Source organism: Azospirillum sp. HJ39, from assembly GCF_041507355.1.
Classification (GTDB): Bacteria; Pseudomonadota; Alphaproteobacteria; order Azospirillales; family Azospirillaceae; genus Azospirillum; species Azospirillum thiophilum.
Genome location: NZ_CP167911.1, coordinates 896,644 through 917,209, shown reverse-complemented (window position 1 = coordinate 917,209; position 20,566 = coordinate 896,644). Strand labels below are relative to the sequence as shown.

Sequence of the window (20,566 nt, the reverse complement as noted above, 5' to 3'; positions counted from 1 at the left end):
CTGCCCTGCCCACCCATAACGATAAAACCGGAGGAAAAACCATGACCGACAACACCACGATGAAGGCCGCCGTCTGGCACGGCCGCAAGGACATCCGGGTCGAGGACGTGCCGCTGCCCGGCGCGCCGCCCGCCGGCTGGGTTCAGATCAAGGTGCACTGGTGCGGCATCTGCGGATCCGACCTGCATGAATATGTCGCCGGCCCGGTCTTCATCCCGGTCGACAAGCCCCACCCGCTGACCGGCCTGAAGGGCCAATGCATCCTCGGCCACGAGTTCAGCGGCGAGATCGCCGAACTCGGCGACGGCGTGACCGGCTTCACCGTCGGCGACCGGGTGGCGGCCGACGCCTGCCAGCATTGCGGCGAGTGCTATTATTGCAAGCACGGCATGTACAACATCTGCGAGAAGCTGGCCTTCACCGGCCTGATGAACAACGGCGCCTTCGCCAGCCTGGTCAATGTCCCGGCGGAACTGCTCTACAGGCTGCCCGACGGCTTCCCGACCGAGGCCGGCGCCCTGATCGAGCCGCTGGCGGTCGGCATGCATGCGGTGAAGAAGGCCGGCAGCATCGTCGGCGAGACGGTGGTGGTGGTCGGCGCCGGCACCATCGGCCTCTGCACCATCATGTGCGCGAAAGCGGCGGGAGCCGGGCGGATCATCGTGCTGGAGATGTCGGCCGCCCGCAAGGCCAAGGCGATGGAGGTCGGCGCGACGGTCGTGCTCGATCCCAAGGAGTGCGACGCGGTGGCGGAGGTCAAGGCGCTGACCGGCGGCTACGGCGCCGACGTGTCGTTCGAATGCATCGGCCACCGCGACACCGCGAAGCTCGCCATCGACGTCATCCGCAAGGCCGGCAAGGCGGTGCTGGTCGGCATCTTCGAGGAGCCGAGCTCCTTCAACTTCTTCGAGATCGTCGCCACCGAGAAGCAGGTCATCGGCTCGCTGGCCTACAATGGCGAGTTCGCCGACGTCATCCGCTTCATCGCCGACGGCCGGATCGACGTGCAGCCGCTGATCACCGGCCGCATCGTGCTGGACGACATCGTCTCGGGCGGCTTCGAGGAGCTGGTGGCCCACAAGGACCGCAACGTCAAGATCATTGTCCAGCCCGGCCGGGTCGCCGCGCTCGCCGCGGAGCCGGAGCTCGTCCACTGATGGCCCTGCCCGCGCTGCATGCGAAAGCCGCCCGTCCGGAGCATCGGCCGGAGCATCGGGCCGACCGGCCGGACTGGCTGCGCGCCCGCGCCCCCGCCGGCGCGGCGTTCGAGGACACGCAATCCCTCGTCCGCCGCCACCGGCTGAACACGGTCTGCGAGGAGGCCGCCTGCCCCAACATCGGCGAGTGCTGGAGCAAGCGGCACGCCACGGTGATGATCCTGGGCAGCGTGTGCACGCGGGCCTGCGCCTTCTGCAACGTCGCCACCGGCCGGCCGGACGCGCCCGACCCCCACGAGCCGGACCGGCTGGCCGAGGCGGTGGGCGAACTGGGCCTCGCCCATGTCGTCATCACCTCGGTCGACCGCGACGACCTGCCCGACGGCGGCGCCGCCCATTTCGCCCGCTGCATCCGCCGCCTGCGCGAAACCGCCCCCGCCACCACGGTCGAGGTTCTGACCCCCGATTTCCGCAACAAGCCGGGGGCGGTGGAGACGGTGGCCGACGCCCGGCCAGACGTCTACAACCACAATCTGGAAACCGTGCCGCGGCTCTATGCCGATGTCCGGCCGGGAGCCCGCTATTACGGCTCGCTGCGCCTGCTCGACCGGGTGAAGGAACGCGACCCGTCGATCTTCACCAAGTCCGGCCTCATGGTCGGGCTGGGCGAGGAGCCGGCGGAGGTGCTTCAGGCGATGGACGACCTGCGGGCGGCGGGCGTCGATTTCCTGACCATCGGCCAGTATCTCCGCCCCACCCCCCGCCATCACCCGGTCGCCCGCCACGTCACGCCCGACGAGTTCGAGCGTTACGCGACGGTGGCGCGGGCCAGGGGCTTCCTGATGGTGTCGGCGACGCCGCTGACCCGCTCCTCCCACCATGCCGGCCGCGACTTCGCGGAGTTGCGGCGGCGGGCGGCGAAGGGCTGAGCGCCGGTCCGATGCGGGCGGTCATCGACGGGGACCGCCCGCATCAGAGCGCGGTCTTCGGCCCGACCGCGGCGCCGTCCGGCTGCGGTGGCTTCATCAGCTTGCAGTCTTTGACGCAATAGGTCTGCTGTTCGATCCGGCCACCGCAGGACTTGAAGCATTCCTTGTAGTCATAAGAGCAATAAAGGTTGCTGGAACAACTGCTTCCTCTATCGAAATCGCCGATCGACTTCATCTTCTTCCGATTGAAATCCTTGGGCAAGGACTTGAGATAGGCCTGGTAGTCCGCATGTGCGCGGGTCAGGCTCTCGGCCCGGCAGGTCTGAATGGCCAGTTCCTTGGCGGATTCGCAGATGGACTGCGCCTGCCGGCACTGGGCGACGCAGAGTCTTCCAGCCTCGCTGGCCGGCGAGACATAGGTCGTCGTCGTCTCGAAATATGGCCTTGGGGTACAACCGGCCAATCCGGCCGCCAGCAGGCAGCCGAGCACAATGAAACGCGTCATCATAGTGGATGCCCCGCCGTGTATTGCTTTCAATCGACACGAACAGCGCGGCGAAGCGAATTAATCCAGGGGCGGCGCATATTTCGCCGGTGCGGCAGCCGGTCGAAACGAATGGCAACCGGGAAGCGAAACAACGCGGCCCGCCGAACCGGTCCGGCGCATCGGCGGGACCGGTTCGGCGGGCCGGTGAGGAAACATGCGGTCAGGCGGCGCGGACGGTGGCGATGAAGCCGGTCACTTCCGTCTTCAGGCGCTCGGCCTCGGAGGCGAGCCCGTCCGCGGTGCTCAACACCTGATTGGCGGCGGAGCCGGTTTCATTGGCCGCCTGCGTCACCCCGACGATGTTGGTGGACACCTGCTCGCTGCCGCGGGCCGCCTGGGCGACATTGGCGGAAATCTCCGCGGTGGCCGCATTCTGCTCCTCGATGGCCGCGGCGATGGCCGACGAGATCTCGCTCATCCGGCCGATGATCCCGGCGATACCGGAAACGGCCCCCTGCGCTTCGGCGGTGGCGCTTTGAATCTCCTTCACCTTGGCCTGAATTCCCTCGGTGGCGCGGGCGGTCTGGGTCGCCAGGCTCTTCACCTCGCTGGCGACGACGGCGAAGCCCTTGCCGGCTTCCCCGGCGCGGGCCGCCTCGATGGTGGCATTCAGCGCCAACAGGTTGGTCTGGCCGGCGATGGAGTTGATCAGGTCGACCACCGCACCGATCTGGCTCGCCGTTTCCACCAGGATCTGCATGGTGGCGTTGGTCCGGTCGGCCTCCTGCACCGCGGTCGCCGAAATGGCGGTCTGGTTCGTCACCTGCCGCCCGATCTCCTGGATGGAGGCTGCCAGTTCCTCGGTCGCCGCAGCGACGGTCTGGACATTGGCGCTCGACTGCTCGGACGCGGCGGCGACGGCGACCGACTGGGCCGAGGCCTGGGTGGCGCTCGCCGACAGGGAACCGGCCGCCCCCCGCATCTGCTGGGCGGACGAGGCGACATGCTGGACGATGGCGCTGACGCTGCCTTCGAAGCGGTCGGCGAGCTTGCGCATCTCATCCTTGAGCGCCGCCGCGGCACGGGCCTTCTGTTCCTCCTGCTCGGCGGTCAGGCGGCGGGCCTCCCGCGCGTTGGTCTTGAAGATGTCCAGGGTGCGGGCCAGCAGGCCGACCTCGTCGCGCCGCTCCGCCCCGGCGACCTCGACATCGAGATCACCCTGCGAAACCCGGTTCATCGTATCGGTCACGGCGCGCAGGGGACGGACGATCAGATAGATGACGATGGCCAGCGACAGCGACAGCCCGAGCGCGGCACCGGCAGCGGTCAGCAGCAGCACGACCCGGTGGGTTTCGTCCGCGACCGTCGTGGTTTCCCGGATGGCCTTTTCCATGCCCTGGCGATTGACCTCGACCCGCTCCTCGATCAGCTTCGAGGCGGCGACGCGCATCTTGGCACCCTCGCCGGCACTGAGGGCGAAAGCCTCGTCATCCTTGGCCTGGAGGGTCAGGTCGAGAACCTTGGCGGCGGTCTGGCGATAGGCCTCCACCAGTTGCTTGATCCTCACGCCGGTCTCGCGGCGCAGATCGGTGGTGGCGGTGAGCGCGAGGTTGGAGATTTCCTTGTCGACCATCGCCATCTCCTCGTTGAAGATGGCGATGAAGCGCCGCATTTCCCCGTTGTCCTTTTCGAGAATGGCGTTCTTCTCGGCAATCGTCGCCGCATTCATATGGCGGCCGATCTCCAGGATCGTCACCCGCCGCGACGCCTCGACGGTCAGCGCCGTGTCCGCAACCTCCTGTAGCAGCGCCAGCCGCTGCAACGATACCGTAGCGATCACCCCCATGATCATCAGGAGCAGGAAGACAGGCGTCAGGACCTTGACGATCATCTTTTGATTGCCGAACCAGCCAAGCATACACGCCCCCTTTTTTCATAACATCGCAAGCGCTGGAAATCAGTCACATGCGATAAAGACTTATCCTATCCTTAACGCAATCCAACTAAGGGGAAACCCGGAGCAATTGTATCGAATTGGAACAGAATGTTTCAAACCGCTATGGATAGTCCTTTCAATATTTAAATTTTGTAATTGTAGCAGAATGACTCACCTCCATTTCCCGGCTCAGCTATTTTTTCTGAAAGAAATGCGATAGATACGGGTTTGGCTGAAACCCGCACTTGGTTTCATCGTTGCGCCTTGCCGATATTCGATGGGATCGGACGCCCATACCCAACGGTTCCCTGCCGGACACCGGGGAAGCGAGAGCAACGAAGTCAGGGTGACAAGACCGCTTGCAAGCCGGCTCCCCCTGGGGAGGGCGCTCGGGGAGTGCAGGCGGACCGTCATCCCCACACGCCCACGGCAGGGGTTCCCCCCTCTCCCCGCACTCGGCGAACCAGAGGTCCGCCTGCCGCGTCAGCGTGAACTTGCTTTGCGCGTGAGCGGAGGAGAGAGGGCAATCCACATCGGCTGTCAACCTGGGTTCCGAGCCTGCCGGGAAAACGGGCTGCGAGGCCGGCCGGGCGCGGCACCGGCCCGGACAGGGTGGAGAGATGCAGGGGATTTGGCGCGCGATCTGGCGGGCGATTTGGCGGAGCGCCGGCCTGGGCCGCCGCTCCGCGTCCGGTCAGCCGGCGTCCACCGCTTTCGGACGCCGCCCGCGCCGGGGAGCGGGACCGGCCGCCGCGCGCTCGGCCCGGATGCGCTCCAGCAGGACGGAGGCCGGTTCATCGTTCGGATCCTGCGGCACCAGCTCGCCCCGGAACGCCTTGGCGAGGATGGACTGGTCGAGGGTGGCGAGACGGGAGGTGGCCGTGTCGAACTGGACCCGGCACTTTTCAATGGCGCCCAACGCTTGACGGATTTTCCGAAGCTCCCCAACCTGTACATGAACGTTCGGTACGTCTACCGTAATTGAAGAAAGGTCGCGCTGCGAAATCTTCCAAATCCCCGCCGTCGTCTTCACGCGCGCTCGTATTTGATCGCGTATTTGGGGCGCTCCCCAAATGAATGCGAACCACTCGGGCAAAACTACGGTTTGATCGAGGCGAATACGAATCATCGTATCGGGGAACACGATTGGCTCAGGCGGGTTCGATGCCAAAGCACCCCGCCCGACCAAGTCAAGGCTGCCGTTGCCCCGCGATACAAAGAAGTCATTCTCGCGCACATAGATTCGTTTCGCTCTATCTTCCCCAAGAGGAATATAGCGGCGAGCATCAAAGTCGATGCCTTGATCGGTAAGAGCATTCAATCTCAGAGCTGGAACACCAGGAGGTGCATCGGTGCCTCGGATTGAAATTCCGTTGCACGTTGGCTCTGCGACCAATTCTCCTACTGTCATTGATCGCCGTTCGTCGTCTCCGTCACACGAAAGATCGCCACGGAAAGCAGCGGCGAGGATGGATTGGCGGTAGCGGTCGATCAGGGCCGGCAGCGCGTTCAGCGCCTCACGCGCCAGGCGCGACCGGGCCGTCAGCGCCTCGATCTTCTCGACGATGCGGCGCTGTTCGGGAAGCGGCGCAAGTGGAAGTGGCGCAGACTCGACGTCGGCATCCCTAACCGCGGGGTAAAGAGAGCCGTCCATGGAACGACCAACGATCCGCGCGAAATTGTCAGAGACGACCCAATTCTTCAAATACTCTGGCAGAACCGCAGAAGACGCCCTCAGAATAGCAATACCGGTCGAGGTCAGGAACCCGTCAAATTCGGCCCCAACCGGAGCAATATTCTTCAGGTATGGCCTGACTGTCGAGTAAAGAACATCGCCGCTCGCAACGATCCGCCGCGCTCGTGACGGCGCATCTTTTCCAAGAAATTTCTTTGCCTCGCCAATATTATGATTCTTATTATCGATTGCCCCAATATCGATATACGAAAAAGGCTGATCCGGCATACGGGTGGGATCTATCGATTCATACGGGGCAATAGCCTCCCTGATGACCGTATTTACCCACCCCGCCGGCAACTCCCGCCCGCTCATTCCGCAGCCTCCGCCACGGCGCTCTCCGCCACCTCATCGCCCCCCAGCAGATCGGCAAGCGCCTCCATCTCCTCCAGCGCCACGCGCAGGGTGTCGATGATCTCGGCGGCGAGCACGTCCGGTTCTGGCAACTCGGTTTCCGCGCTCTCGTCGCGCAGCCAAGTGAGGTCCAGGTTGTCGCCACGCGCGGCGATCTGCTCGCGGGTGAAGCGGCGGAAGCGGCCCTGCTCGCCTTCGTCCACGCGCGGCGCCTTGCCCCGCAGGTCGGCGCCGTAGGCGGCCTCGAAGGCGGCGAAATGGTCGCGGGTCAGAGGGCGGGTCTTGCCGAACTGCGGCATGTTGGACCGCATGTCATAGACCCAGACCTCGCCGGTGTTGCCCTTGTCGCCGCGGCCGCGGGTGAAGAACAGGACGTTGGTCTTGACCCCCTGGCTGTAGAAGATGCCGGTCGGCAGGCGCAGGATGGTGTGCAGGTCGCATTTGTCCATCAGGTCGCGGCGGACGTCGCGGCCGGCATTGTCCTCGAACAGCACATTGTCGGGCAGCACCACGGCGGCCCGCCCGCCGGGCTTCAGGCCGCGGTAGATGTGCTGGAGGAAGGCCAGCTGCTTGTTCGAGGTCGGGTAGGTGAAGTCGTCGCGGCTCGGCAGGCCGCCGCCCTTCTTGGTGCCGAAGGGCGGGTTGGTCAGCATGACGTTGACCTTGGGCAGCCGCGCCCCCTGCTCCGACAGGGCGTCGCCCAGTTGGAGGTCGCCGGTGACATCGTGCAGCATCAGGTTCATCAGGCCGAGCCGGTGGGCGTCCGGCACCAGCTCCATGCCGCAGAAGGCGTTGTGGCGCTGGAAATACTGCTCGGCCTCGGTCAGATCCCACAGGTTGTTGGTGTGTGCCTTGACCCAGCGGTCGGCGGCGATCAGGAAGCCGCCGGTGCCGGCCGCCGGATCCTGCACATATTCGCCCGGCTGCGGCTTGACCAGCGCCACCATGCTGTCGATCAGCGGGCGCGGGGTGAAGTACTGGCCGGCGCCCGACTTCTTCTCCGTCGCGTTGCGCTCCAGCAGGCCCTCATACATGTCGCCCAGCCCTTCCTGGCGGGCCGAATACCAGTCCAGCCCCTCGATCGCCTCGACCAGCGCCTTGAGGATGCGCGGCTGGCGCAGGCTGGTCTGGGCGTTCTGGAAGATCGACTGGACCTGCGCCGAGCCATAGGTGCCGAGATGGATCAGCATCTCCTTGTAGAAGGTCAGCTGCTCGACGCCCTGCCTGGCCCGGACATCGCCCCAGCGGTAGGCAGGCGGCAACTGCTCCTCCGCCCCCGTCTCCTCCGCCATCTTCAGAAAGATCAGGTAGGTCAGCTCGGTCACATACTGGTGATAGGTGATGCCGTCATCCCGCAGGATATGGCACAGCCCCCAGAGCTTGGAGACGATGTCGTTGGTGGCGTTCATAGGGGGCAATCACTCGCTGATTAGAGAGATATATTATCGTCATGTCCTTGAGAACTGATGCGATAAAGCAGCATAGGCCGCCGGATTATCCATTAGTCTATTTCTCTTATTCCAAGACCTTCCTTCGATCACCAATTGCTTTACAACTGGAGTCATAAGAGAAATGGCTCCTCCGATGGGGGATTCTTCGTAAAACGAAGCAATTCCACCGAGAGAGACGTATGCAAAGTCAGAAAAGCAGAAACCATTAAAGAACTTTCTATTCATCAACCCCAATATCTCATCTCTTACTTCCACCATACGGCGCAACTCTCCTGGGATAAGAGCCCCATCAAGACTCATTATTCTATCTATTTCTTCTTGATAGTTTTTTAGAGCAAGGCTATGATTTTCCTTGAAATCCATAAGATCTCGCAAATCAACGCCAATAGGGCAGACAAATAGCTTTCTAAGCAAATCCCCAACTTCACCACCATTTGACTTCATCGCTGATGGCGGCAAATCGGCTAAAAGGCGCGCCGCACTCAAAGATCCAGTAGCAGGCGTCATGCAAACAGACTCCTGCCTCCCAAGCTGCATAGCAAGGTAAGTCATCACAATGTTTGCATGAGGTTTAGAAACAAAGTACCATTGACTCTTTGGATCTTTTCTTGCAATTTTCATTATTTCCATTTCATATATAATTTGTCCGTAATTTAATTTACCGAGATGGATCTTTTCTTCTTCCCTCGATCTCTTTACTGTCTTTAATAGTTCAATCAGCCTCCTGTCAGAATCTTCATTCCAATTAAAATGTTCCATAGGGCATATTGGCTTTATGAAATTCGTTTGAGACAGTTCTTTTGTCGTCTCAGATTGCTCCTCATCGAATCCACGCCATGGCACAATTATCCCGCAACTATTGAAATACAGGACAAATTGTCCGAACCAGTCATCTTCTGGTACGGACATGGATGGGTAATAAATTACTTCCCAGTTCGCCATAGCTACGCTACCTCGCTCCAAATTTGGCTGGCTATCTCTTCTATAATTGAATCGAGTACCCCCTCGAACACCCGATCCAGCCGCGCGAAGCCGCCGCCCTGCTGGCGGAATTCGCCTTGGTCGAGCGTCTCGCGGTCGATGACGATTTCCTTCTTCAGGTGCCGGGCGATCCGCTCCAGCCAGTCACGTTGCGCCTTCGTCCAGGGCCGGTTGGATAGCACCCGGCGCATCGCCCGGTCCACCCGCTCGTCATAGGGCACCAGCGCGTCACCCAGCGCCGCCCGGCGGATGTAGCCGATCACCGACGCGGCAATGTCGGCATTGTCCATGTCGCGGAAGGCCGCGCGCAACTCCGCCTCGCCGAAGCCGTCACGCTCCAGCAGCAGGCGGACCTCGCGCAGTTGGGCGCGGGTCAGCTCGCGCGGGGCGTTGGCGACGGCGTTCAGCGCCGGCACCCGGTTCATGTTCTCGGCCAGATAGCGGCGGAAGCTGGCGATATAGTCTTCCGGCCGGGTGATGGTGGCGCCATAGCCGGTTTCCTCGTGCCGGAACTCGTCGGTGCCGTCATAGAGCGGGACATGGATCGGGTCGTCGCCGATGCAGGTGTCCAGCAGTTCCATCAGCGCCCGGTGGCCGATCAGGATGCGGGCGGCCTCCTCCGGTGCGGCGTCGCGCAGGCGGCGGACGAAGGTTTCGGAATCGGTGCCGGCAAGGTCGCGGAAGCGACGCTCGCCCGCCTCGGTCAGACGGCGGCGCTTGCGGTGCAGCTTGGCGACGATCTGGCCGACCAGCCAGCGCGCCTGCTGCCGGCGCCGCTCGGCCGCCTGCGGGTCTTCCGGCGCGGGCTGGTCCTCCGGGCCGGGGAATGGGGCCTGCCGCTCCTCGGCGAAGCCGGCCGGCGGAACCGGCAGGGGCGTGCCGGTCGCCTCGGCCAGTTCCTCCATGAGGGTGGCGAAGGTGATGTTGGGGTTCGTCACCACCGGCTTCATCTGCGACAGGCTTTCCATCGCCGCATAGATGCCGACGGCGTCGAAGATGCGGAAGGCGGTCTTGTGGCGGCCGGGGCCGAACAGATCCTCGCACAGGCGGGTGCCGCGGCCGATCATCTGCTCGTACAGGATGCGGCTGCTGACCCGGCGGATGAAGACGAGGTTGACGATTTCCGGCACGTCGATGCCGGTGGTCAGCAGGTCGACGGTGACGGCGACCTTCGGCAGCTCCTCGTTCTTGAAACGGCGGATTTGCCGCATCGGGTCGTCCGACCGGCCGGTGATCTTGGCGACGGCGTCGTTGTCGATGCCGCCATAGCGGTCGGCGAAGGCGGTCCGCAAGGCGGCAACCACGGTTTCGGCATGCAGGTCGGTGGCGCAGAAGACCAGCGTCTTGCCCGGAAGGCCGGGGTCGATGTGGCCGGCGAGCCATTCGGCGATGACCCGGTTGAAGTCGCGCGTCAGGACGCGGCGGTTGAAGTCCTGGACGTCATAGCGGACCTCGTCCGGCAGATGGATCAGGTCGAGTTGGCCGGTGCGGGTGTCCAGCACGTCCACCGCCGCCCCGGCGTCCCAATGGATGCCCTCCTGGCTCAGCGCGGTGTGGGCACGGATGGGCGGCTCGTGGTCGACCAGCCAGCCGTCGATGACGGCCTCCTGGTAGGTGTAATGGATCACCGGCTCGCCGAAGATGTCGACGGTGTGCAGGGCCGGGGTGGCGGTCAGGCCGATCCTCACGGCGTCGAAGCGGTCGAGCACGCGCCGGTACTTGGAAATATAGTCGCCCTGGTCGCGGAAGCTCAGCTCCTCGTCCCCCATCTCGCGGTCGAGGAGATAGCCGCGGTGGCACTCGTCGACGACGATGCAGTCGTATTCGTCGACCGGCGGCGGGGTGTCGCTGCCCAGGATGCGGTTGACCAGCGATTGGACGGTGGCGATGTGCAGCTTGGTTTCCGCGTCCGGGACGCTGCCGCCCAACTCCATGACCTGGAAGATGTCGGCGAAGACCTGCTGCTGCTCCATCCGCGTTTCCTTGAACGCGTTGCCGGCCTGTTCGCCCAGCGCGGTGCGGTCGACCAGGAACAGGATGCGGCGGAAGCGCTGCGCCTTCAGCAGGCGATAGACCAGCGCGATGCAGGTCTTGGTCTTGCCGGTACCGGTCGCCATGGCGACCAGGATGTCGCGCCGGCCGGCGCCGATGGCGGCCTCGACGGCGCGGATCGCCCGCTCCTGATAGTCGCGGAGCGGGAAATTGTAGCCGAAGGGGTCGCGGGCAAGCCGGGCCTGCGCCGCCTGCGGATCGTTGCGCAGCGCCTCCAGCAGCCCGGCCGGAGTGTACCAGCCGTCGAGCGCCTTGGCATGGTTGTGCGGATGGCGGGCGTCGCGGAACCAGACGCCCGACAGTTCCTCGAACTGGCGCAGGAAGGGGCGGCCGTTGGTCGAGAACAGGAAGGGCACCGGATAGCGCGCCCCATCCGTCCCGGAATGGTCCTCCCCCCACGGCCCTTCGGCCGGCGGCGCCTCGTCGGCGCGGCGGACATAGCCGCGGCTGTAGCGGGCCGCCCGCTCGATATATTCGGAGGCATTGGTGTTGCGGCGCTTCGCCTCGACCATGCCGACGATGGTCAGGCCGACGAACAGGGCGTAATCGGCCCGGCCGTCCGCCGTGGGCCATTCGGCGATGGCGAGATTGCGACCTTTCTGCGGACGGGTGCCGGCGGCGTAGCTCAGCGTTTCGCTGTCGGCTTCCCATTCGGCTTCGCGCAGCTGGGCGTCGATCAGGCGGCGGGTTTCGCGCTCGTCCAGGTCGATGCCCTGCCCGACCTGCTGCGCCAGCTCGACGGTCTGCTGGATGGCGAGCGACGGCATTGCGGCGGCCTGCGCCTGGACGCTGGTCAGCAGTTCGGCTTCCAGCCGGGCACGGTCGGCCTCGACCTGCTGGGCCAGCCGCTCCCACTCCAGCCGGTCCGCTTCGGCCTTGGCGGCGCGCTCCTCCGCGGTCAGGCGGCGCTCGGCCTCGGCCTGCGCCTCGGCGGCCATGCGCTCATGGGCCGACTGCTGCGCCTGGAGTTCGCCGCGCAGCCGGTCCAGCTCCGCCTTCATCGCGGCGCTTTCGGCCCGTGGATCGCGCGGCGGCACGAAGAGGCCGGGGGTGAAGGCCCGGTCGCCGGTCACGGTGCGATGGAACCAGACGCCCAGCGTGCGGCCATGCTTCAGGCAGGACAGCGCCGTCGCCTGATCGCCGGCAAGATCGTGGTTGGCGGCGTTGCCGGTCTTGCGGATGTAGTGGAACAGGTCGCCGACCTCGCGCGGCAGCGCGCCACGGTCGCGCAGGCGACGGAGCAGCTGGTCCTGCGTCTCCTCGGGCGAGGTCCACATGCCGAGCTTGGCAGCCGTCAGCTGGGCCAGCAGCTCGGCGAACTGCCGCATCTTGAGGATCGCGGTGTTGGCGTCTTCGGCGAAGAAGCGCTCGCCGAGCGCACCAAGCCGTTCAAGCTGGACACTGTGTTTCGCGAGGAAGCTGAAGTTGGCTGACCGGCTCACCGTTCACCTCATGCAAGCGCCTGAGCTTACACGTCGTGGCGGACCCTGTCACCTTGCGGCGCCGACCTGCGGTTGGGTCGTGTCGGCACCGGAACGGTCGGCGCGTCGGCGGCGAAGGCGCGGCCACAAGGCGCGGCCACAGCAAGGGACACCCTCCCTGTACCGTGACACGGCAGTGACACCGCCCGCGCCCGGGCTCCTCGGACCTAAGTCAAATGCTGCCTTTGCAGGTAGTCCTCGCTCTGCATCTCCATCAGGCGGCTGACGGTGCGCTCGAACTCGAAGGCGTGGGTGCCTTCGGGATAGAGCCGCTCCGGCGGACCCTCGGCGGCGATGACGACGTTGACCTTGTGCTCGTACAGCGCGTCGATCAGCGTCATGAAGCGTTTGGCCTCGTTGCGCAGCTCGTCCTTCATGGTGGGCACGCGGTCGATCAGCACGGTGTGGAAGTGGGTGGCGATACCCAGATAGTCGGCGGCGCCCAGCGGCTTGCCGCACAAATCCCAGAAATCGACCCAGGCCACGCATTTGGCGGCGCGCGCGATCTCGACCCGGCGGCCCTGCACCATGAGGCTGGTCGGCTCGCCGGCAGCGCCGCCGGTCAGGTCGGAGAAGGCCTTGGCAAGGGCGGCGGTCGAAGCGGCCCCCAGCGGGTCATGGTAGATCGGCACGCCCTTCAGCCGGTCCAGCCGGTAGTCGGTCGGACCGTCCAGCGACAGCACGTCCAGCTTGTCCTTGAGCAGCGCGATGAAGGGCAGGAACAGCTCGCGCTGGAGCCCGTCCTTGTACAGCATGTCCGGCGGCCAGTTGGAGGTCGCGACCACCACCACGCCCAGGTCGAACAGGTTGGTGAACAGCCGGCCCAGGATCATCGCGTCGACGATGTTGGTGACATGGAACTCGTCGAAGCACAGAAGCCACGCCTCGTCGGCCAGCGCGCGGGCCAACTCGGGCAGCGCCTCGTCCGGGCCGTCACCTTTTCCCCTGCCCGACTGGCGGTGGTCGTGGATGCGCTGGTGGATCTCCAGCATGAATTCATGGAAATGGACGCGCCGCTTCTTCCCGACCGGGGCGGTCTCATAGAACAGGTCCATCAGCATCGACTTGCCGCGCCCGACGCTGCCGTAGATGTAAAGACCCTGCGGCGCGGTGGCGGCGATGTCGGGCGGAGGCGGCGCGGCGCGGCGGCGGCCGAGCCCGAAGCGCTCCAACCAGCCGCCGCCGGACGGACGGCCGTCGCCGGACGGCTGCGGCTGGTAGCCCTTCAATGCCTGATACAGGCTCTGGAACTTCTCCGCCGCCAGCTCCTGGTCGGGATCGGGGCGAAGGGTGCCGCTGCCGCGGCGGGCGCGGTAGAGCGAAAGCGGTCCGTCGGTCATGGAACTATGCGCGATCCGGCTGCCAAGATACCCCCCTACCTAACGGATGGCGCTGCTGCCGGCAACCGCCGTCGCGGGATGGCTGGGGGCCTGAAAAAGGCGCACCGGTTGCCGGAACCGCGGCACATGGGCGCAGCGGGAAGCCCTCGAAAGTAGTAAGGTTACACTTTCCTTACCCGCTGGGCTCGTTTAATGAAGACGCTCCGTCCAGCCCTCCGACCGACAGGAAACCGTAACGCCGATGGCCGTTCCCGGGTCCGATGCCTTGCCGTCCCAATCCCTCGCCGGTCTGGCGCGGGCGCTGCGCGGCCGGTTGGGATCGATCCGCTTCCTGATCACGGCTTCCGGCCTCGCCTTCATCCTGGTGGTGGACGCGCTAATCGGCTATGGCCTGATCCAGGGCCGGCACGAAGCGCTGGACGCCGGTGAGCGCGCCACCAGAGACCTGGCCCGCATGCTGGAATCCCAGACCATGCGCACCGCATTCGCGGTGGACCAGCTGCTGCGCGACCTGACCTTCGCACTCGACATCCTTCCCGACGGCGGACGTCGCGGCAATCCGCTGATCCAGGATCATCTGCGCCAGCGCCGCACGGCCTTCGCCGACGTGTCCGGGCTGCTGGTCGTCGGCCCTGACGGCTTCGCCCTACACCATTCCGCCGACACCCCCCTGCCGCCCGCCCTGCTGTCCGACCGATCCTATTTCACCGAGCCGCGCGACCACCCCGACCGGCAGCTGTTCGTCGGCGCCCCGATCGCCAGCCGGGTGGCCCCCGGCACCCGCGTCATTCCGTTCAGCCGGCGCTGGGAAAGCGGCAAGGAGGAGGCCGCAAAGGAGGGAGGCGGGAAGAACGGCGGTGACGGCTTCCGCGGCGTGGTGGTGGCGATGGTCGACACGACACGGCTGGCGGCGACGCTCGAATCGCAGGGCATCGACCGCAAGGGCAGCGTGATCCTGGCGCTGGAGGATGGCACCCTGTTGCTGGAACGGCCGCAGGGCCGGCACAGGATCGCGCAACTGGCCGACTGGCCGGCAGTGTGGCGGATGCTGGCGGAGCGTGACGAGCTGACGATCCGCGCCGCTGCGCCGGGCGCACCGGCGATGGCGGCCGGCACAGCGTCCGGGGTCGACAGCCTGATCAGCGTACGGCGGGTGCAGGGCTATCCCTTCGTGATCGTCGCCACCCTGCCGGTGGCCGCCGTGCTGGCGGACTGGCAGCGGGACGCCGCCGCCTGGACTGCCATCGGCGCGGTGATGACCATCGCCATCGCCCTGCTGACCGCCTTCGTCGTCCGCCAGCACGCCCGGCGGGAGGAGGACCAGGCGCGGCTGGGGCGTGCATCGCGCCGCATCCGCGGCATACTCGATTCCATGCTGGACGCGGTGGTCACCTTCGATACCGCCGGACGAATCGTCACCTTCAACCGCGCGGCGGAATCGATGTTCGGCATTCCCGAGCGCGAGATGGTCGGCCAGCCGATCGAGACGCTGATCCCCGACGCCCGCGGCGGTGCCAACGACCGGGACCTGACCGCGCTGCGCCGTGACGGCCATGCCTTTCCGGTCGGCTTCACGGTCAGCGACCTGAGGCTGGACGGCAGCCCCGGCGCCCCGGCGGTGCGCCCCGCCTCCTTCGGTGCCCTGGAGCCGGACGAGCCGCGCATCTATGTCGGCGTCATCCGCGACATGACCCGCCGCAAGCAGCAGGAAGCCGAGCTGATCGCCTCCAAGACCCAGGCGGAGTTGGCGAACCGGGCGAAGAGCGAGTTCCTGGCCAACATGAGCCACGAGCTGCGCACCCCGCTGAACGCCATCATCGGCTTCGCCGAGGTGCTGGACAGCGAGTTCTTCGGTCCCATGAACGACCGGCAGAAATCCTGTGTCGCCGACGTCCACGACAGCGGCCAGCATCTGCTGGACATCGTCAACGCCGTGCTGGACATGTCGAAGCTGGAGGCCGGCCGGTTCGAGCTGTGCGAGGAGGCGGTGGAAGCGCACGAGGCCGTGGCCCAATGCCTGATGATGGTGCGCGACCGCGCCGCATCCGGCGGGGTCGCCCTGAACAACGGGATCGCGGCGGTCGTCGCCATGCTGTGGGTCGACCGCCGCGCCTTCAAACAGGTCATCCTCAACCTGTTGTCGAACGCCGTGAAATTCACGCCGGCCGGCGGCAGCGTCACCCTCGCCGCCGATTTCGAGGACGACGGCGGTTTCCGCCTGGAGGTGACGGACACCGGCATCGGCATCCCGCCCGACTTCATGGCCGACCTGTTCCAGCCCTTCCGCCAGGCTGAGAACTCGGCAAACCGGCGGTTCGAGGGCACCGGTCTGGGCCTGTCGATCTCGAAGAACTTCGTCGACCTGCATGGCGGGACGCTGACCTGCCGGAGCACGACCGGTGTCGGCACCACCATGACGGTGCGGCTGCCGGCATCCCGCGTGATCGACCATCCGGCCCGAACCGGAAGCCAATTCGCCGGCCGAACAGCCGGAGGGGCGGCCTGACCGTAGTGGAGGCGGGGCGGGGAGCGAGGGCGGTGGAAACGGTCAGCGCAGGCGGGTGGCGGAGAAGCGGCGGGATGGATTGACGAACCCGTCCTGCGCGGCGATCAGCTGCAGCTCACGCGTGCCCATCCGTTCCGTCGCCTCGAAGATGGCGAAGATCGCCGCAGCCGCCTTCTCCAGCGCATCGGCCGGGTCGAAGGCCGACAGGTAATGGGCGAGGAACAGCGCCGCCACCGCATCGCCGGACCCGTTGGGCGGCGGGTCGAAGGTCAGGCGCGGCGTCGCCACCAGCCATGCCCCGTCGGTGCCGTCCACCAGCATCTCGATGCTGTCGGGATCGGCATCGCTGCGGGTCAGGCTGGTGACCAGGACCAGACGGGGCCCGCGTGCGCGCAACGCGGCCGTGGCGGCCAGCGCGTCGTCCATCGTCGCCACCTTGCGGTCGGTCAGATATTCCAGTTCGAACTGGTTGGGCGTCATCAGGTCGGCGGCGGGCACCGCATGGTCGCGGATGAATTCCGGCAGGCCGGGCCGCACGAAGAAGCCGCGCCCGACATCGCCCATCACCGGGTCGCAGCAATAGATGGCCTTGGGGTTGGCCGCCTTCACCCGCGCCGCGGTCTCGACGATGACCTGCCCGAGGCTGACGTCGCCCATGTAGCCGGACAGCACCGCATCCTGGGCCGGCAGCACGCCGCGCGCGGCGATGCCGTCGACGATGTCGGCGATATGCTCCGCGGTGAAGACCTGGCCGGTCCAGGCACCGTAGCCGGTGTGGTTGGAGAACTGGACGGTGTTGACAGCCGTGGCGTCGATCCCCAGCCGCTGCAGCGGAAACACCGCGGCCCGGTTGCCGACATAGCCGTAGGCGACATGCGATTGGATGGTGAGGACGGTCTTCATGGGCATGGAGCGTATGCGACGCCCCGCCATGCGTAAAGCCGCCGACTCCATCGCGCTGTGCTGGGGGCGCGGCATGGCTGCCATGCATGGACAGGCCGGGTATGCGGGGGGCACCCTGATCGGACGTTGCGGGAAGCCGTGACGGCATGGCCCATGGACAGGACAGGGACGCGAGGCTAAAGCTGCCTTCGCCAACCATCCGCATCCGCCACCCCATCGCCGGAACATCGCCATGGCCACGACCGTCCGCCCCCGCCGCAGCGTGCTCTATATGCCGGGCTCGAACGCCCGCGCCCTGGAGAAGGGGCGCAGCCTGCCCGCCGACGGGCTGATCCTGGATCTGGAGGATGCGGTCGCACCGGATGCCAAGGCCGCGGCGCGCGACACCATCGCAAACGCGCTGGCGACCGGCGGCTATGGCAGGCGGGAGTTGATCGTCCGCACCAACGGGTTGAACACGCCCTGGGGCTATGACGACCTGCGCATGGCGGCGGCCAGCGGTGCCGACGCCGTGCTGCTGCCGAAGGTGGAGAGTGCCGACGCGGTGCGGCAGGCGGAGGCGGTGCTGCGCCTGGCCGGGGCGCCTGCCCGCCAGACCGTCTGGTGCATGATGGAAACCCCGCTCGGCATCCTGAACGCCAGAGAGATCGCGGGCGCCTCCCCCTCCGTCGGCGCGCTGGTGCTCGGCACGTCCGACCTCGCCAAGGACCTGCACGCCGCCCACACGGCGCAGCGGCTGCCGATGATCACCAGCCTGGGCCTGTGCCTGCTGGCGGCGCGGGCCTATGGGCTGGTTGTGCTGGACGGGGTGCATCTGGACCTGAACGACGACGAGGGCTTCGCCGCCTCCTGCCGCCAGGGCCGCGAGCTGGGCTTCGACGGCAAGACGCTGATCCATCCCAAGACCATCGCCGCCTGCAACGACGCCTTCGCCCCCGACGCCGAGGAAATCGCCCAGGCCCACCGCATCATCGCCGCTCATGCCGAAGCCGCCGCGGCCGGCCGGGGCGTGGTGCTGGTAGACGGCAAGCTGGTGGAAACCCTGCATGTCGAGAACGCCCGCCGGCTGGTGGCGCTGGCCGACGCGATTGCGGCGATCTGAACGAGGCCGCCCGTCAGCCTACATCCTCCTCCCGGTACAGGTCGGGCCAGTCGAAGCGGTTCATCGCCCTCGGGCGGTCCCGCGGCGGACCGATGCGGTTGCCTGCGACCAGCCTGACCCCCGCCGCCCTCGCCGCCACCACCATGCTGGTCGTCGACAGGCCGGTGACGCAGATCATCAGGCCGGCCCGCTCCGCCGACAGGACGATGCTGTTCATCTCCTCCATCAGCCGGGCCTCCGCGGACCGGTCGGCCGGCATCGCCATGGTGACGCCGCTCAAACCCGTGCCGGCGATCCCGGAAAAGCTCTGCGGCTTGAAGTCGACCTGCATGAAGGACCAGCGGCAATAGGGCCTGACCTCGTGCAGCAGTTCGTTCAGACGGCCGGTGGGCACCCCCGGCGGGAAACGCAGAAGCTCGAAGATGAGGAAACGGCGCAGATAGTCGGGGATCGACTGGCAGATTTCGAGAAAGGGCTGCCGGGTGCGGCGGGCGGCCAAGGTCTCGAAGCAGACCGGCACCGACATCAACAGGCGGGATTTGCTGCGGAACAGTCCGTTCAGGATTTCGACCGATCCGACCAGCGCTTCGGCGTCGAGCCTCAAAATTTCCATGACATCGGTGACGGACGTCAAGGCTGCGGGCCCCTCCAGGAAGGAGCCGTCCGGAAAGATGCGAACCGGGGTTCCCATATAGGTCGAGATCACCATTTGACCGATGTCCCAGACCGGCCGGTATCTGATGCCGAACTGGCCGGCATCGTCGGGCGAAAGCCTCAACTGACGCAGGGCGATCTGGGCCCTGCCGGTGGCTTCATCCGCATGGGACAGGACGCCGGACATCGCCGGGGATCCATCCACGGCTCCCCCCGCGGCTCCTCCCGCGCCCCCCCCCGCTGCTCCCCCGATCGCGGCCCCGGATGTTGAAAAGACAGGCCCGCCGCCGGTCCGGCGCTCCGCTTGCGGCAGCGCACCGGCCAGCAGCGTCTTGGCGAAGGCATGGTCGAATTGGATGTGTCCATCCACCACCCCGACGGCAGTCGATACGCGGATGTCGGCCGTCCTGTCGTCCCCCAGGAAAAGCTGCAGCAGTTCCTGGGCGATCCTGGCACACACCAGGGCAGCGGCATGGCGTTCGAGCGATGCGAACACGATGATGTAATCGTCGCTGGAGGTCCTGAAGCGGATGTCGTTGCGGGTCAGGGAGCGTTCGATCAGTGCGTCGGCCGCGGAGAAAACCCGCCAGCGCAGGTCCGGCCAGTTCGGCCCGAGACACTCCCGCATCATGCCGAGATCGAGCAGGTGGACACGGCCGGTCGACGCGACCGCAGGCTGCATCAGCAGCCGCCACAGGCGCTGCTCGAGACCGCGCAGTTCCTGTCCGACGGCCGGTGGCCCTCCATCCCCGGCGGAAAGGGAGGTGGCGGCCTGCGGCCGGGGAGCGCCCTTAGCCTCCACTTGCCTGAACCACTGACGCAATCGGCGCCGTATGGACTTGATCGACATCACGGCACCATGCTCTCGCCGCCTCAGGGCAGGCACGGTGACGGAGAAGGACCGGGGTCACGACCGCAGAAATCGACGATCAGGGCGATCTGGCTCTTTTCGATCGGCTTCACCAGCGCATGATCGGCTCCCATTTGCCGGGCGGCCGCCAAGAGGTCCATCGCCTTGCTGCGGCCGCCGCCGGATATGGCGATGATCTTTGCCGCCGGGGCCAGACGCCGCATGGTCATGATCGTCCGCAGGCCGTCGACATAGGGCATCACCACGTCGCAGATCACCAAATCCGGCCTGCGCGCCCGGAACAGCCGCATGGCTTCGTCTCCGTCCGCCGCCTCCTCGACCTCCACACCCGCTTTTTCGAGAAGACGGCGGAGCGTCAGGCGAAGCGCAGGATCATCGTCCACCACAAGCACGGTCGGCATCGGAACCCCCTGCCCGCACGCATCCGGAGCGGCATCGGCTATCCATCAATGAGGCTCCGGAAAATCTTGCCAATGTCTTAAGAGATTCCATGGCAAAAACTGATAAAATCTTACCATTTTCCAAAAATACCAAATTCCGGAAGGATATTATTCTTCAAATTTGGCAAAATTTCATCCATGATTGCATGATATCATGCAATAGTAACTTAATTGAACCCACGCAGAT

The 20,566-nt window shown here is 65.8% G+C and carries 14 protein-coding genes; 4 read left to right on the top strand and 10 right to left on the bottom strand.

Annotated elements, in window-relative coordinates:
* The first annotated feature begins 41 nt into the window (after positions 1 to 41).
* The gene (locus ABMY26_RS17710) at positions 42 to 1,157 is read left to right on the top strand and encodes a 2,3-butanediol dehydrogenase (protein ID WP_372398505.1); all 1,116 of its coding nucleotides are present in this window, start codon (positions 42 to 44) and stop codon (positions 1,155 to 1,157) included.
* A complete protein-coding gene (gene lipA / locus ABMY26_RS17705) occupies positions 1,157 to 2,086 on the top strand; it encodes a lipoyl synthase (RefSeq protein WP_372398504.1) in 930 nt (309 codons plus the stop codon). The genes ABMY26_RS17710 and lipA overlap by 1 nt, the downstream gene beginning before the upstream one ends.
* A gap of 43 nt (positions 2,087 to 2,129) precedes the next feature.
* On the opposite strand, the gene ABMY26_RS17700 is transcribed toward lipA, so the two are convergent.
* From ABMY26_RS17700 to zapE, 7 genes are all read right to left on the bottom strand, one after another.
* Complete coding sequence (locus ABMY26_RS17700) at positions 2,130 to 2,594, bottom strand: hypothetical protein (RefSeq protein WP_372398503.1); 465 nt, start codon at positions 2,592 to 2,594, stop codon at positions 2,130 to 2,132.
* Positions 2,595 to 2,793: 199 nt separating this feature from the next.
* Positions 2,794 to 4,464 carry a methyl-accepting chemotaxis protein gene (locus ABMY26_RS17695; protein ID WP_372398502.1) on the bottom strand — a complete coding sequence of 557 codons (1,671 nt, stop codon included), beginning with the start codon at positions 4,462 to 4,464 and terminating at the stop codon, positions 2,794 to 2,796.
* A 739-nt stretch (positions 4,465 to 5,203) separates the two neighbouring features.
* Entirely contained in the window at positions 5,204 to 6,559 is a 1,356-nt protein-coding gene (locus ABMY26_RS17690) for a hypothetical protein (protein WP_372398501.1), read from the bottom strand.
* Positions 6,556 to 8,007, bottom strand: a complete 1,452-nt coding sequence (locus tag ABMY26_RS17685) for an N-6 DNA methylase (protein ID WP_372398499.1) — start codon at positions 8,005 to 8,007, stop codon at positions 6,556 to 6,558. The genes ABMY26_RS17690 and ABMY26_RS17685 overlap by 4 nt, the downstream gene beginning before the upstream one ends.
* A gap of 39 nt (positions 8,008 to 8,046) precedes the next feature.
* Positions 8,047 to 8,991 (bottom strand): hypothetical protein, encoded by a 945-nt coding sequence (locus tag ABMY26_RS17680; RefSeq protein ID WP_372398498.1) that lies wholly within the window; start codon positions 8,989 to 8,991, stop codon positions 8,047 to 8,049.
* Positions 8,992 to 8,993: 2 nt separating this feature from the next.
* The gene (hsdR, locus tag ABMY26_RS17675; RefSeq protein ID WP_372398497.1) at positions 8,994 to 12,524 is read right to left on the bottom strand and encodes a type I restriction-modification system endonuclease; all 3,531 of its coding nucleotides are present in this window, start codon (positions 12,522 to 12,524) and stop codon (positions 8,994 to 8,996) included.
* 206 nt (positions 12,525 to 12,730) lie between these two features.
* Positions 12,731 to 13,903 (bottom strand): cell division protein ZapE, encoded by a 1,173-nt coding sequence (gene zapE / locus ABMY26_RS17670; protein WP_372398496.1) that lies wholly within the window; start codon positions 13,901 to 13,903, stop codon positions 12,731 to 12,733.
* Positions 13,904 to 14,144: 241 nt separating this feature from the next.
* On the opposite strand from zapE, the gene ABMY26_RS17665 reads away from it, so the two are divergent.
* Positions 14,145 to 16,409, top strand: coding sequence for an ATP-binding protein (locus ABMY26_RS17665; protein WP_372398495.1), 2,265 nt, complete (start codon positions 14,145 to 14,147; stop codon positions 16,407 to 16,409).
* Positions 16,410 to 16,451: 42 nt separating this feature from the next.
* Here the strand turns inward: ABMY26_RS17665 and pdxY are convergent, their stop codons facing one another.
* Positions 16,452 to 17,312 (bottom strand): pyridoxal kinase PdxY, encoded by an 861-nt coding sequence (gene pdxY, locus ABMY26_RS17660; protein ID WP_372399029.1) that lies wholly within the window; start codon positions 17,310 to 17,312, stop codon positions 16,452 to 16,454.
* Between the two features lie 232 nt (positions 17,313 to 17,544).
* Here pdxY and ABMY26_RS17655 point away from each other — a divergent pair, with 232 nt between their 5' ends.
* A complete protein-coding gene (locus ABMY26_RS17655) occupies positions 17,545 to 18,414 on the top strand; it encodes a CoA ester lyase (RefSeq protein ID WP_372398494.1) in 870 nt (289 codons plus the stop codon).
* A gap of 13 nt (positions 18,415 to 18,427) precedes the next feature.
* On the opposite strand, the gene ABMY26_RS17650 is transcribed toward ABMY26_RS17655, so the two are convergent.
* The gene (locus tag ABMY26_RS17650) at positions 18,428 to 19,870 is read right to left on the bottom strand and encodes a hypothetical protein (RefSeq protein WP_372398493.1); all 1,443 of its coding nucleotides are present in this window, start codon (positions 19,868 to 19,870) and stop codon (positions 18,428 to 18,430) included.
* Between the two features lie 71 nt (positions 19,871 to 19,941).
* Positions 19,942 to 20,340 carry a response regulator gene (locus ABMY26_RS17645; RefSeq protein ID WP_372398492.1) on the bottom strand — a complete coding sequence of 133 codons (399 nt, stop codon included), beginning with the start codon at positions 20,338 to 20,340 and terminating at the stop codon, positions 19,942 to 19,944.
* Positions 20,341 to 20,566: the final 226 nt, after the last annotated feature.